We start from the raw sequence: 13,485 nt of genomic DNA on the forward strand, positions 1-13,485 counted from the left end.
AAAGCCACGCCCCAGGCCGGGCGTGCGGCCGTCGAGGCGCTGCGCACGGCGACCCGCGAGCTGAAAGAGGGGCTCATCGACGCCCTCGTCACGGCGCCTTTCAACAAGGAGAGCGTGCAGGGCGAAGATTTCGGCTATACGGGCCACACCGAATTTTTCGGCGCGGAGCTGGGCGGCGAGCCGATGATGATCATGTGCAGCGACATCCTGCGCGTGGGACTGGTCACCAAACACATCCCCGTGTCGGAAATCAGCCGCAGCATCACCCGGGAGAAAATCGTGCGCGACCTCCACACCTTGCGGCGCTCGCTCATCGAGGACTTCGGCATCGTCGAGCCGCGCATCGCCGTGATGGCCCTCAACCCCCATGCGGGGGACGGCGGGCTGCTGGGACGCGAGGAACAGGAGATTATCCGCCCGGCCATCGTCGAGGCGTTCGCGCAGGGCGTGCTGGCATTCGGCCCCTTTGCGGCCGACGGGCTGTTCGCCGGGGGCGGCTACGCCAAGTACGACGGCATACTGGCCATGTACCACGACCAGGGGCTGGCTCCGTTCAAGAGCCTGTCGCCCGACGGCGTGAACTTCTCGGCAGGGCTTTCGAAAGTCCGCACCTCGCCCGACCACGGCACGGCCTACGACATCGCCGGACAGGACAAGGCCGACGCACAGTCGATGCGTTCGGCGATTTACGCCGCAATCGACATCGTGGAACACCGCCGCGCATGGGCCGAATGGAGCCGCAACCCGCTGCAGCGCGCCGAGCGCGAAAAGGGCGGCCGCGACGTTTCGGTCAAAGACCTGCCGCAGACCGAGAAAGAGGATTAGGCGCAATACCGGGGGGGGGCATGACGGCAAAGGCCCGCCCGGTTTCGGGCTGCATTCTGCCCGCAGCAGCCGTCCCGGGCGCTGCGCCGGCCGTACGGGCGGTTCGCATGTTCGGATCCGGCGAAGGCGGAATTTCGCCGCTGCCGTGTTCGCAGCCATACCGGCATACGGCATCGGCACACGGGCACGAGCCACCGCAAAAGACGCGGCGAAAGACAAAAACAACGATAAACACCGGGCAAACCGGAGGCGTATTCCGTCTCGTAATTGTGGAAGCGCCGAAGGCCCCGAAAACTAAATTTATAACTTATTTATGATTAAAATCACTTTTCCCGACGGTTCGGTAAGGGAGTTCGCCAAAGGGACGACTGCCTACCAGATTGCGGAGAGCATCAGCCCTCGTTTAGCTGCTGACTCGCTGGCGGCCTCGGTAAACGGCGCGACCGTGGACATGACGCGCCCGATCGAGGAGGATGCCTCGGTCAAATTCTTCAAATGGGACGACGAAGAGGGCAAGCACGCCTTCTGGCACACCTCGTCCCACCTGCTGGCCGAAGCGCTCGAAGCCCTCTACCCGGGCATCAAGTTCGGCATCGGCCCGGCTATCGAAAACGGCTTCTACTACGACGTCGATTCGCCGACGCCCATCACCGAGGCCGACCTGCCGAAAATCGAACAGAAGATGCAGGAGCTCTCCCGCAACAAGGAGCAGCTCGTACGCCGCGAAGTCCCCAAGGCCGAAGCGCTCAAGACTTTCACCGAGAAAGGCGACCAGTACAAGGTCGAACTGATTTCCGACCTCGAGGACGGCACCATCTCCTTCTATACCAACGGTGCGTTCACCGACCTCTGCCGGGGCCCGCACATCCCCAACACGGGATATATCAAGGCGCTCAAACTCACGTCGGTGGCCGGAGCCTACTGGCGCGGCAACGAGAAGAACAAGATGCTGACCCGCATCTACGGCATCACCTTCCCCAAGAAGTCGATGCTCGACGAGTACCTCGCGATGCTCGAGGAGGCCAAGAAACGCGACCACCGCAAACTGGGCAAAGACCTCGAGCTGTTCACGTTCTCGCAGCGCGTGGGCCAGGGCCTGCCCCTGTGGCTGCCCAAAGGCGCCGCCCTGCGCGACCGCCTGGAGCAGTTCCTGCGGGGCGTGCAGAAAGAGTACGGCTACCAGCAGGTAATCACCCCGCATATCGGCAACAAGGAGCTTTACGTGACTTCGGGCCACTATGCCAAGTACGGCAAGGACTCGTTCCAGCCGATTCACACCCCCATCGAGGGCGAGGAGTACCTTTTGAAACCGATGAACTGCCCGCACCACTGCGAGATATACCGCTCGAAACCCCGCTCGTACAAGGAGCTGCCCGTCCGCCTGGCGGAGTTCGGCACCGTCTACCGTTACGAGCAGTCGGGCGAGCTGCACGGACTGACCCGCGTACGCGGCTTCACGCAGGACGACGCCCACCTGTTCGTACGTCCCGACCAGCTGCTGGAAGAGTTCGAGCGCGTAATCGACATCGTGCTTTACATCTTCAAAACGCTGAAGTTCGACAACTACACGGCACAGATTTCGCTGCGCGACCCCAACAACAAGGAGAAGTACATCGGCTCGGACGAGAACTGGGAAAAGGCCGAGAGCGCCATCATGCAGGCCGCCCGGGAAAAGGGACTCACGACCGTCGTGGAGCTGGGCGAAGCCGCGTTCTACGGCCCGAAACTGGACTTCATGGTCAAGGACGCCATCGGCCGCAAGTGGCAGTTGGGCACCATCCAGGTGGACTACAACCTGCCCGAGCGCTTCGACCTGACGTACAAGGGCGCCGACGACAAACTGCACCGCCCGATTATGATCCACCGCGCGCCGTTCGGCTCGATGGAGCGTTTCGTGGCCGTACTGCTCGAGCACACGGGCGGCAAATTCCCGCTGTGGCTTTCGCCCGACCAGGTCGTGATACTCCCCATCTCGGAGAAGTTCAACGACTATGCCCAGCAGGTATCGGAATACCTGAACCGCAACGACGTGCGTGCGCAGGTCGACGACCGCAACGAGAAAATCGGCCGCAAGATCCGCGACAACGAGCTGAAGCGCACCCCCTACCTGCTGATCGTGGGTGAAAAGGAGGAGGCCGAGGGGCTCGTGTCCGTCCGCGCACAGGGCGAGGGCGACAAGGGCCAGATGACGCTCGAGGCATTCCGCGACTTCATCACCGGACTGGTATCGCAGGAAATCGAGGCCAACAAGATGGAGAAGAAGTAAGGAAACGGGTGCGCCCCGCCGCCCGCAACGGGTACGCGGGGCCGTCCTCTCCACCGGAGCGGTACGGCGTATCCGCCGCCCGCAACGACAGCAACAAACCGACAAACGGGCGGCTGCGGGACAAGCCCGCAGGGCCCGGATAAGAAAAACAGAGATTAATTAACCATTTTAAACATAACAACTATCGCAGCACCGAAACCATTCCCGCCGAGGCCGTTCAACCCCGGGAATAACCGGCCGAAACCGGCGGCCGGCCCCAATAACCGGTACGGGCGCCGCCCGCCCGAAAAGGAGAATCCCCACCGCATCAACGAGCAGATTACGGCTCCCGAGGTGCGTATCGTGGGCGACAACGTCGAACAGCCGCTGGTGTTACCGATCCGCGAAGCGCTCAAGCTCGCCGACGAGATGGAACTCGACCTGATAGAGATCTCTCCCAAGGCCGAGCCTCCCGTATGCCGCATCGCCGATTACCAGAAGTTCCTCTACCAGCAGAAGAAAAAGGCCAAGGAGCTTAAAGCCAACCAGGTGAAAGTCGTAGTCAAGGAGATTCGCTTCGGCCCGCAGACCGACGATCACGACTACAACTTCAAGCTCAAGCACGCCACGAACTTCCTCAAGGAGGGCTGCAAGGTCAAGGCGTACGTCTTCTTCCGCGGACGCTCCATCGTCTTCAAGGAGCAGGGTGAAATCCTGCTGCTGCGCTTTGCCACCGACCTCGAAGAGGTGGCCAAAGTGGAGATGATGCCCAAGCTCGACGGCAAGAAGATGAACATGATTCTTGCGCCGAAAGCCAAGAAGTAGCGCCGGGGCGAACACACGACACCGCCGCAAGGCAGCACCATAACGATCCATAATCGGGGCCCCGGACAGGTTCCGGTTGTGGATTTTTTGCATCTCCCCGCAGCGGAGGCATGAAGGGACGACAAGGCCGCGGGGAGGGGTGAAAACCCAGGGGCGGCGGTGCCGAAAATTATTTTGACCGGGACGCCGATTTTACGTACCTTTGCAGGGATGGTAACACCCGACGACATATTCCGCATCGCGGACGAAGCGGCATTCGAAACGGCGGCGCTGGAAGTGTTCCGGCGCCAGGCCGCAGCGTGCCCGCCTTACCGCGAATACCTCGCGCGCATCGGGATACGGCCGGACGAGATCTGCACGGCGGATGCGATTCCCTGCCTGCCGATCGAACTTTTCAAGACGCACGACGTCTACTGCGGCGGCGGGGAACCCGAGGCGGTATTCACCTCGTCGGCGACGACGGGCATGAGCTTCTCGCGCCACCCGATGCGTTCGCTCGGGCTCTACGAGCAGGCGTTCCGCGCCTCGTTCCGCACGTTCTACGGCGAGCAGGCCCGCTGGAGCCTCTACGCCCTGCTGCCCAACTACCTGCGGCGCAAAGGCTCGTCGCTAATCTACATGGCCGACCGGCTGATTGCCGACTGCGGCTCGGGCGGATTCTACCTCGACGACTACGACGCCCTGCTGCGGGCGATGCGCGACGACCCGAAACCCAAAATCCTGCTGGGCGTAAGCTATGCGCTGTGGGAACTTGCGGAGCGTTACGCCCCGAAACTGGCGAATACGGTGGTCATGGAAACGGGCGGCATGAAAGGCTACCGCGAGGAGATTCCCAAAGCGGAGTTCCACAAAATCCTGTGCGATGCGTTCGGAGTCGGTGAAATACACTCGGAATACGGCATGGCGGAGCTGACCTCGCAGGCCTACTCGCAGGGCGGCAACGTTTTCCGCTGCCCGGCGTGGATGCGCGTAAGGGCCCGCGACGTCAACGACCCGTTCGACCTGCTGCCGGCAGGCACGCGCGGCGGACTGAACATCACGGACCTGGCCTCCTGGTGGTCGTGCGCCTTTATCCAGACGCAGGACGTGGGCCGCGTGGCGGCGGACGGGGCTTTCGAGATCGAAGGCCGCATCGACCACAGCGACATTCGGGGCTGCAACCTGCTGGTACAATAATTTACAGGCAAAGCCCCTCCTGCCGCAGCGTGCTGGCGGATACCCCTGCAGGAATTCCGCCCCGGCAACCGGCAGGGAACATTGATACGGACTGACAACCAAGAGAAATAGCGATGAAAACAGTAGCATTCGTACCCATACGCCTCAACAGCCAGCGCGTCGCGGGCAAAAACCTCCGCCTGCTGGGCGGCGAACCGCTCATGTGCCACATACTCCGGACGCTGACCGGCGTTGCGGAAATCGACGAAGTGTACGTCTATTGCAGCGACGAACGTATCCGCGAATACCTGCCCGAAAGCGTGCGTTTGCTGCGCCGCAGCCCCGACCTCGATTGCGACACGACGCTCGGGCGCGAAATATACGACAGCTTCACCGCCGAGGTCCAAGCCGACCTCTACGTGCTGGCCCATGCCACATCGCCCTTCATCCGGGCGGAAACGCTTTCCAAGGCGCTCCGTCAGGTGCGTTCCGGCAAATACGACTCGGCGTTCAGCGCCGAAAAAATCCAGACTTTCGCCTGGTTCGGCGGCCGGCCGCTCAACTACCGGCTCGACGACATTCCCCGCACGCAGACCATCGAACCGGTCTACATCGAAACCAGCGCCTTCTTCATCTTCCCGCGCACGCTGTGGCTCGAAGGCAGGCGGCGCATCGGCGATAAGCCCTACATGGCCGTGGTCGACCGCATCGAAGGGCTGGACATCGACAACCCCGAAGACTTCACGATGGCCGAAATCATCGCGGCAGGCCGCCGGCTGGGATAACCTTCCGGGAAAAAGCAACGCAAAAATACGGTTCTAAAAAAGCGGCCCGAAACCGGGTCGCTTTTTTATTCGGGGAAAAGAGTCCAGACTTTCGCCGTGCCAAATTTTCCTGCACAGCGGGGTCACTCCGCCCCGCGCTCGTAGGCGTCGATCATCGAGCCGCGGGTGCGGTTGACGATGCGGGCGCCGAGCCAGGCGGCATAGTCGCGCAGCACCTCGTGGCCCCGGAACAGCTCGGCGACTTCGGCCAGGTATACCGACATCGTATAGGGCACGTGCGGCACCTTCATATAGACGGGTTGCGGCGCCCGGGATTCGGCATCGTAGTAGTGGCGGTCGGCGCGGCAGAGGCGGTTCCCGTCGTCGACGCAGAGCCCGTCGAGCAGCGTGTGGTCGACCCCGTAGAGTTCGATGCTGCGGTATCCCAGCAGCAGCGCGACGTATTCGCCCACCTGCACGACCGTGCCGAAATTGGCGCTGCCGAGCCCGCGGCGGAAAAGCCGGAACTCGAGGCACCGGAAGCCGCTGTACATCTGCGAATGAAAGCGCACGATGCGGATATTGGGGTTGGGCAGCGCGGCGCGGTAATCGAAACGCTCGGGGTTGTAATACTGCACATAGAGGTTCATCGGCCACGCGACCTTCTCGTTCAGCGCACGGTAGAGTTCGGCCACCCGGTCGCGGTACGCACTGTCACGGAAGAACATCGGGTCGGAAAGCACGTAATAGGCGGGCCGTACGGTCGTAAAGCGCTCGTCGAGGGCGAAATAGTTGACGGCCATAAAGTCTTTCGACGCATATTCGCGGCGCTCGACCAGCCGCGGCAGGTCGCCGGCCAGCGAAGGGCCGTTGCCGAGGATGACCATCCCGCGCGCCGGATCGCCCGCAGGGCCTGCACGGCGTATGTAGTTGCGGAAATTCTCCTTGACGGCCATCACGGCGAAGTAGAGCGCCGTGTCGAACGTGTTGCGGATAAATGCGATGATCTTCTCGGATGCGGTCATGGCGGGGTTTTATTTGCAAATGTAGCAAAAGATCGGTATCTTCGCAATAAATCAAAGCGCTAACAATGGCATCCGCGACCCTCTCGGTAATCATACCCCTCTACAACAAAGAACGCGAAATCGGCGACACCGTCCGCTCGGTGCTGGCCCAGACGCTGCAACCCGCAGAAATCGTCGTCGTGGACGACGGTTCGACGGACGGCAGCGCCGACATCGTGCGCGGCATCGCTTCGCCGCTCATAAAACTCGTCACGCAAGCGAACGCCGGGGAGTGCGCCGCCCGCAACCGCGCCATCGCCGAATCGACGGGCGACTACATCGCCCTGCTCGACGCCGACGACACCTGGGAGCCGGGATTCCTCGAAGAAATCGCCGCGATGATTGCCGAGTTCCCGGGCTGCGGAATCTACTCCACGGCATTCAACATCGTCAGCCACGACGGGTGCTTCCCCGCCTGCACCCCCTCGGAGCGCGGCGTGGTCGGCAACTTTTTCCGCGACTCGGCGCACCGGTACATCTCGATTCCGTCGGCCAGCGCCATTCCCCGCGCGGTTTTCGAATCGGTCGGCGGATTTCCCGAAGGGATGAAAATCGGCGGCGACCAGTACATGTGGATTAAAATTGCCCGCCGCTATCCGGTCTGCTTCTCGCCCCGACTGCTGGTCAACTATTCGAAAGTGGCATCGAACCGCTCGTCGGCAATCTACACGCCCGAACGTACGCGCTATTGCTTCGAAGAACTTTACGACCCCTCGGCGCCCGGCGAATACAACGAGTTCGTCGCCCGCGCGGCATTGAGCAAGGCGCTGGTCATCAGCGCCAAAGGCGGCACGAAAGAGGCAGCCCGGGCCGCCCGGTTCTTCGGCTACACGAAAACCTACCGCCGCACGCTGCGCAAAGTGCGCATCCTCAACGCCCTGCCGCGCAGCTGGCGCGCCCCGCTGCTCGGACTCTACAACAACCTCGCGTGGCGCATTGCCCGCAAGGGACTCTGATAACTACCCTCGTCCATGAAACGCAACCTTATGAAATGCACGCTCCTGTGCCTGCTCCTGTCCGCCGCCGCTTTCTGCCGCGCGCAATCCCCGGCGGACGACACCCCGTCCTACACCATGCGCTCGGGCGGCCTCGAACGCTCGTACAAACTCCACCTGCCCGCAGGACTGCCTGCAGGGGCCCCGCTGGTGATTGTCCTGCACGGCTACGGCGGCAATAACTCCCCGGGCCGTTTCGGGCTGAACGCCACGGCCGACCGCCACGGTTTCGCCGTCTGTTACCCGCAGGGAGCAAAAGACGGCCGGGGCAAGACCTGCTGGAACGCAGGTTACACTTTCCAGGCGGACATGGCCGTCGACGACGTGAAGTTCATCACCGAGCTGGTGCGCCACCTGCAAAAGAGGCATGCCTTGAGCCGCCGCAACGTATTCTGCACGGGCATGTCCAACGGCGGCGAGATGTGCTACCAGCTGGCCGCGCAGCGTCCCGGGCTTTTCGCGGCCGTGGCCCCCGTTTCGGGGCTGATGCTCGAATGGCTTTACAAGGCGGACGACTCCACGCATCCCGTACCCCTGTTCGAAATACACGGCACGGCCGACCGTACGTCGGCATGGGAGGGTGATCTCGAAAACAAGGGCGGCTGGGGCGCCTACGTCCCCGTACCGATGGCCGTGCATTACTGGGCGGCCAAAAACAAATGTACCGGCATGCAGACGGACACGATTCCCGGTCGCACGCCGGAGAACGGCCGCAAGGTCATCGCCCACCGCTTTACCGGCGGCACGGGCGGCAGCGAGGTCTGGCTCTACGAAATCGTCGGCGGCAAACACGCGTGGGGCGATCAGGACATCGACACGAACGAGGAGCTCTGGAAGTTTTTCAGCAAGTTCGTGAAATAATGGCCGACCGCGGCTGCTTCCGCGGAACATGCCTGCAGCGGCATACGGTCAGCGGGCATTCCTGCCGGGCAAAGGAGCCGCCGCAAACTGGAATCCCGCACCGCCCGGAAACCACCCGACGACACACACACAGCCGGCAGAAAACACGGCGGCAGAAAACACGGCGGCAGGGAAATCCGGACAGGCGGGAACCTGCCCCGGCAGGCATCCGTCCCGGCAGGTACTCACGCAGGCTTTCAGGCAGGCACTCTGGCAAGCATCCGTCCCGGCAGACATCCAGACAGGCATCCGTCCCGGCGACAACCTAACGGACTGAACCGCAAGCGACCGCCCTGTACAGGCAAGGGAATAGACACAACGGCAGGCGGACACACCGAAAAGCGGGCGCCGCAGAACAAAAACACCCGGCTTTACATGCGATGTAAAGCCGGGTGTCGGTTTGAAGAGTGCCTGTACGGCGTCAGTTGGCGAAAGTCAGCCCCTTGTCGTCGGCGCCGATGCGAATCGGTTTCTCGCGGTTGACCTCGCCGGCCAGGATGCGTTTCGACAGGTCGTTGACCACATAGCGCTGAATCGTACGCTTCACGGGACGCGCACCGTAGAGCGGGTCGTATCCGGCGGCGGCAATCCATTCGCGGGCCTGGTCGCTGTACTCGAGGCGGATGCCGTTTTCGGCAAGCATCCGGCGCACGACGTTCAGCTGTATGTCCACGATGCGCTCGATGTCCTTGCGCGTCAGCGGCTCGAACATCACGATTTCGTCGATACGGTTCAGGAACTCGGGCTTGAGTTGCATTTTCAGCAGGTCGATCACATCCCGGCGGGTCTTCTCGACCACCTCGGGTGCGAGTTTTTCGCCGTTGAACGCCGCCGCGAAATTCTCCTGGATAACCTGCGAACCCATGTTCGAAGTCATGATGATAATCGTATTGCGGAAGTCCACCGTGCGGCCCTTGTTGTCGGTCAGGCGACCGTCGTCCAACACCTGCAGCAGGATGTTGAAAACATCGGGGTGCGCTTTCTCAATCTCGTCGAGCAGCACAACCGAATAGGGCTTGCGGCGCACGGCCTCGGTAAGCTGGCCGCCCTCGTCGTAGCCGACGTATCCCGGAGGCGCCCCGACCAGGCGCGACACGCTGTGGCGCTCCTGGTATTCGCTCATGTCGATACGCGTCATCATCGAGTCGTCGTTGAAGAGGAACTCGGCCAGCGCCTTGGCCAGCTCGGTCTTGCCGACACCCGTCGTGCCGAGGAAGATGAACGAACCGATCGGCTTGCGGGGATCGTTCAGCCCGGCGCGCGAGCGGCGCACGGCGTCGGAGATAGCGGCGATGGCCTGCTCCTGCCCGATGACGCGCCTGTGCAGCTCGTCCTCCATGTGCAGCAGTTTCTCGCGCTCCGAGGCCAGCATGCGCGTGACGGGAATGCCCGTCCAGCGCGACACCACTTCGGCGACGTCCTGCGCGTCGACCTCCTCCTTGATCATCGAACCGTTGGCCGAAGCCAGCCTGTACTCCTCCTGGAATGCGGCAATCTCCTTTTCGGCCTCCTGTATCTTGCCGTAACGAATCTCCGCCACCTTGCCGTAGTCGCCCTGCCGCTCGGCCTGCTGGGCCTCGATTTTCAGCGCCTCGATTTTGTCTTTGTTACCCTGTATCTTCTTCAGCAGATCGCGCTGGCCCTGCCACTTGGCACGCATCTCGGCGTCGCGGGCTTTCAGCTCCTCGATCTCCTTGGTGAGATGCGCCACCCGCTCCTTGTCTTTCTCGCGGCGGATGGCCTCGCGCTCGATTTCCAGCTGGCGGACACGCCGGTCGAGGGTATCGATCTCCTCGGGCACGGAGTTCATCTCCAGCCGCAGCCGCGAAGCCGCCTCGTCCACCAGGTCGATGGCCTTGTCGGGCAGGAACCGCGAGGTGATGTAACGCGTCGAAAGCTCGACGGCGGCAACAATCGCCTCGTCCTTAATCCGCACCTGGTGGTGGTTCTCGTAACGCTCCTTCAGGCCGCGGAGAATCGAAATCGCATCTTCCTGCGTCGGTTCGTCGACCATGACTTTCTGGAAACGGCGTTCGAGGGCCTTGTCCTGCTCGAAGTATTTCTGGAACTCGTCGAGCGTCGTGGCGCCGATGGTTCGCAGCTCACCGCGCGCAAGGGCGGGTTTGAGGATGTTGGCGGCGTCCATCGCGCCCGAGGATTTGCCGGCGCCCACGAGCGTGTGTATCTCGTCGATGAAGAGCAGGATTTCGCCTTCGCTGGCCACGACCTCCTGCACGACGGCTTTCAGCCGCTCTTCGAACTCGCCCTGGTACTTGGCACCCGCAATCAGCGCGCCCATGTCGAGCGAGTAAATCACTTTCGATTTCAAGTTCTCGGGCACGTCGCCGTCGATGATACGCCGTGCGATGCCCTCGGCGATGGCGGTTTTGCCCACGCCGGCCTCGCCCACGAGAATCGGGTTGTTCTTGGTGCGGCGCGAGAGGATTTGCAGCACACGGCGAATCTCCTCGTCACGGCCGATTACCGGGTCGAGTTTGCCCGAACGGGCTTGCTCGTTGAGGTTGACGGCGTACTTGCCCAGCGCATCGAACTGCTGCTCGGAGGTCTGCGAATCGACCGTCGCCCCCTTGCGGAACGTACGTATCGCCTCGAGAAGCTCCTTCTCGGTCGCACCGCTGCGCTTGAGCAAATCGGCAGCCTGCCCGCGCTCGGCCACCAGGCCCAGCACGAGGTGCTCGACCGACGCATATTTATCGCCGAAGTTCTTGGTGAAGTCCACGGCGCGCTGAATCACTTTGGTCGTATCCTGCGAAAAGAACTGCTCGCCGCCACCCTCGACCCGCGGCAGGGAGTCGACGGCGCGACCGACTTCGTCGCGCAGGCCGCGCACGTTCACGCCGACACGCCCCAGCAGGAACGTGGCGAGCGAATCGTCCTCGCGAACCAGCACGCTCAACAGGTGGAGCGGCTCGACAGCCTGCTGTCCGCGCTCCCGGGCAAGAGTCAGTGCACTTTGCAGAGCCTCCTGCGCTTTGATAGTTAATGTATTGATATTCATATCTCTGATAATTTGTTTTTCAAACTTTCCTCAATCTATCCAGCAAAACGCCTGCCAACCGTGATTTTCGGCCATCGTGTCACTTTTTGACACAACCTGTCACTCCGGGACTGACAGACTCCGCCATTTTGTCCACCTGCATGCGGAGCAAGGGGCCGGGCCGGAGCGCAGGGAGCAGAAACGACGCCCCCCGCAGGAACAGGCATAGTCCGGAAAAACCGAATCCGGAAGCGGGAAGTACCCGGACACCGCTCTGCCGCACAAGGGCTGCGACATGGAAAAACCGGCCCGGAGTGGGGGGGGGCTGCCGCACAAACGGCCGCGGTATGGAAAGGCAGGGCGGAAAGCCACGGAAAAGGGAGGAAAACCGGCTCCGGTTTCTTTTTAAATCCTTAATTTTGAAATCTCGGTTCAGAATTCGTATCTTTGCACTACTATGAGTGATTTTATCGTCAGCGCACGCAAATACCGCCCCGCGACCTTTGCCTCGGTCGTCGGGCAGAAACATATCACCTCGACGCTCAAAAATGCCATCGAGCGCGAGCAGCTGGCCCATGCCTACCTCTTCTGCGGTCCCCGCGGCGTGGGTAAGACCACCTGCGCCCGCATCTTCGCCAAGGCCATCAACTGCCTGAACCCCAACGGCGCCGAAGCCTGCAACGAGTGCGAGTCGTGCCGCTCGTTCAACGAGGGGCGTTCGCTGAACATCCACGAGCTGGACGCCGCGTCGAACAACTCGGTGGAGGACATCCGCACGCTCATCGAGCAGGTGCGCATCATTCCGCAGGTGGGCCGCTACTCGGTTTTCATCATCGACGAGGTGCACATGCTCTCGGCCGCGGCGTTCAACGCATTCCTCAAAACACTCGAAGAGCCGCCCGCGCATGCGATTTTCATCCTCGCGACGACCGAAAAACACAAAATCATTCCGACCATCCTCTCGCGGTGCCAAATCTACGACTTCAACCGCATCCGCGTCGAAGACTCGGTCGAATACCTCAAATACATCGCCCGACAGGAGGGAATCACGGCCGACGAAGAGTCGCTGAACCTCATCGCCCAGAAGGCCGACGGCGGTATGCGCGACGCCCTGTCGATGTTCGACAAGGCCGTGTCTTTCTGCGGCACGGCGCTCGACTACCGCAACGTGGCCCAGACGCTGAACGTGCTGGACTACGACACCTATTTCAGCGTCACGGAGATGCTGCTGGCAGGCAACTACGTCGAAGTGCTGGTGACCTTCGACGCCGTGCTGTCGAAAGGATTCTCGGGCCAGACCTTCATGGCCGGCCTGAACCGCCACATGCGCGACCTGCTGATGGCCAAGCGCCCCGAAACGCTGCGGCTGATCGAAATGACCGGAACGCTGCTCGAACGATACCGGACGCAGGCGGGCGCCTGCAGTGTCGAGTTCCTGTTCGGAGCCATCTCCTGCCTGACGGAGCTCGACGGGAAGATCCGGCAATCGTCGAACCAGCGATTGCTCGTCGAGCTGGGCCTGATGAAAATCGCAGGGCTCGGCCAAAAAAAAAATGACGGTCTGACATCCCCCGGGGAGTACCCCCTCCCCGCCCTCACACCACGCACAGCGGCACCTGCGAATGCGGCGGCCCCGACCGCGGCGGCACAGGCAACCCCTCTCCCGGCACAGCAGGCGGCAACGCAGGCTCCGCAAACCGGGCCGCAGGCGGCA

At 62.1% G+C, this 13,485-nt stretch carries 9 protein-coding genes and 1 pseudogene; 8 read left to right on the forward strand and 2 right to left on the reverse strand.

The annotated features are described in order from the left end of the window. The 5 genes and pseudogenes from QZT71_RS10050 to QZT71_RS10070 all read left to right on the forward strand — a co-directional run. Nucleotides 1-825, forward strand: an 825-nt coding sequence (locus tag QZT71_RS10050; protein ID WP_295915680.1) for a PdxA family protein, incomplete at its 5' end; no start/stop codon positions are given. A 313-nt stretch (nucleotides 826-1,138) separates the two neighbouring features. Then, on the forward strand, nucleotides 1,139-3,091 hold the full coding sequence (gene thrS / locus QZT71_RS10055; RefSeq protein ID WP_295915682.1) for a threonine--tRNA ligase: 1,953 nt from the start codon (nucleotides 1,139-1,141) through the stop codon (nucleotides 3,089-3,091). A gap of 282 nt (nucleotides 3,092-3,373) precedes the next feature. After that, nucleotides 3,374-3,895: pseudogene (gene infC, locus QZT71_RS10060) on the forward strand (translation initiation factor IF-3); the annotation flags it as partial. Nucleotides 3,896-4,105: 210 nt separating this feature from the next. Next, entirely contained in the window at nucleotides 4,106-5,071 is a 966-nt protein-coding gene (locus QZT71_RS10065) for an acyltransferase (protein ID WP_295915683.1), read from the forward strand. 113 nt (nucleotides 5,072-5,184) lie between these two features. Then, nucleotides 5,185-5,835 (forward strand): NTP transferase domain-containing protein, encoded by a 651-nt coding sequence (locus QZT71_RS10070; protein ID WP_295915685.1) that lies wholly within the window; start codon nucleotides 5,185-5,187, stop codon nucleotides 5,833-5,835. A 122-nt stretch (nucleotides 5,836-5,957) separates the two neighbouring features. Here QZT71_RS10070 and QZT71_RS10075 read toward each other — a convergent pair whose 3' ends face one another. Next, entirely contained in the window at nucleotides 5,958-6,839 is an 882-nt protein-coding gene (locus QZT71_RS10075) for a hypothetical protein (protein ID WP_295915687.1), read from the reverse strand. Between the two features lie 65 nt (nucleotides 6,840-6,904). Between QZT71_RS10075 and QZT71_RS10080 the strand changes: the two genes are divergently transcribed. Both QZT71_RS10080 and QZT71_RS10085 read left to right on the forward strand, forming a co-directional pair. Beyond that, nucleotides 6,905-7,834, forward strand: coding sequence for a glycosyltransferase family A protein (locus QZT71_RS10080; RefSeq protein WP_295915689.1), 930 nt, complete (start codon nucleotides 6,905-6,907; stop codon nucleotides 7,832-7,834). 15 nt (nucleotides 7,835-7,849) lie between these two features. Then, the gene (locus tag QZT71_RS10085; RefSeq protein ID WP_295915691.1) at nucleotides 7,850-8,734 is read left to right on the forward strand and encodes a PHB depolymerase family esterase; all 885 of its coding nucleotides are present in this window, start codon (nucleotides 7,850-7,852) and stop codon (nucleotides 8,732-8,734) included. 460 nt (nucleotides 8,735-9,194) lie between these two features. Here the strand turns inward: QZT71_RS10085 and clpB are convergent, their stop codons facing one another. Beyond that, the gene (clpB, locus tag QZT71_RS10090) at nucleotides 9,195-11,792 is read right to left on the reverse strand and encodes an ATP-dependent chaperone ClpB (RefSeq protein WP_295915692.1); all 2,598 of its coding nucleotides are present in this window, start codon (nucleotides 11,790-11,792) and stop codon (nucleotides 9,195-9,197) included. A 436-nt stretch (nucleotides 11,793-12,228) separates the two neighbouring features. Between clpB and dnaX the strand changes: the two genes are divergently transcribed. Further along, nucleotides 12,229-13,485, forward strand: a 1,257-nt coding sequence (dnaX, locus tag QZT71_RS10095) for a DNA polymerase III subunit gamma/tau (protein WP_295915694.1), incomplete at its 3' end; no start/stop codon positions are given.

This window comes from uncultured Alistipes sp., from assembly GCF_902388705.1.
Classification (GTDB): domain Bacteria; phylum Bacteroidota; class Bacteroidia; order Bacteroidales; family Rikenellaceae; genus Alistipes.

Bases quoted from the DNA above. Each gene is read 5' to 3' on its own strand.
- QZT71_RS10075 (WP_295915687.1), bottom strand. From the start codon at position 6,839: ATGACCGCATCCGAGAAGATCATCGCATTTATCCGCAACACGTTCGAC.
- QZT71_RS10070 (WP_295915685.1), top strand. From the start codon at position 5,185: ATGAAAACAGTAGCATTCGTACCCATACGCCTCAACAGCCAGCGCGTC.
- thrS (WP_295915682.1), top strand. From the start codon at position 1,139: ATGATTAAAATCACTTTTCCCGACGGTTCGGTAAGGGAGTTCGCCAAA.
- clpB (WP_295915692.1), bottom strand. From the start codon at position 11,792: ATGAATATCAATACATTAACTATCAAAGCGCAGGAGGCTCTGCAAAGT.
- QZT71_RS10085 (WP_295915691.1), top strand. From the start codon at position 7,850: ATGAAACGCAACCTTATGAAATGCACGCTCCTGTGCCTGCTCCTGTCC.
- QZT71_RS10065 (WP_295915683.1), top strand. From the start codon at position 4,106: ATGGTAACACCCGACGACATATTCCGCATCGCGGACGAAGCGGCATTC.
- QZT71_RS10080 (WP_295915689.1), top strand. From the start codon at position 6,905: ATGGCATCCGCGACCCTCTCGGTAATCATACCCCTCTACAACAAAGAA.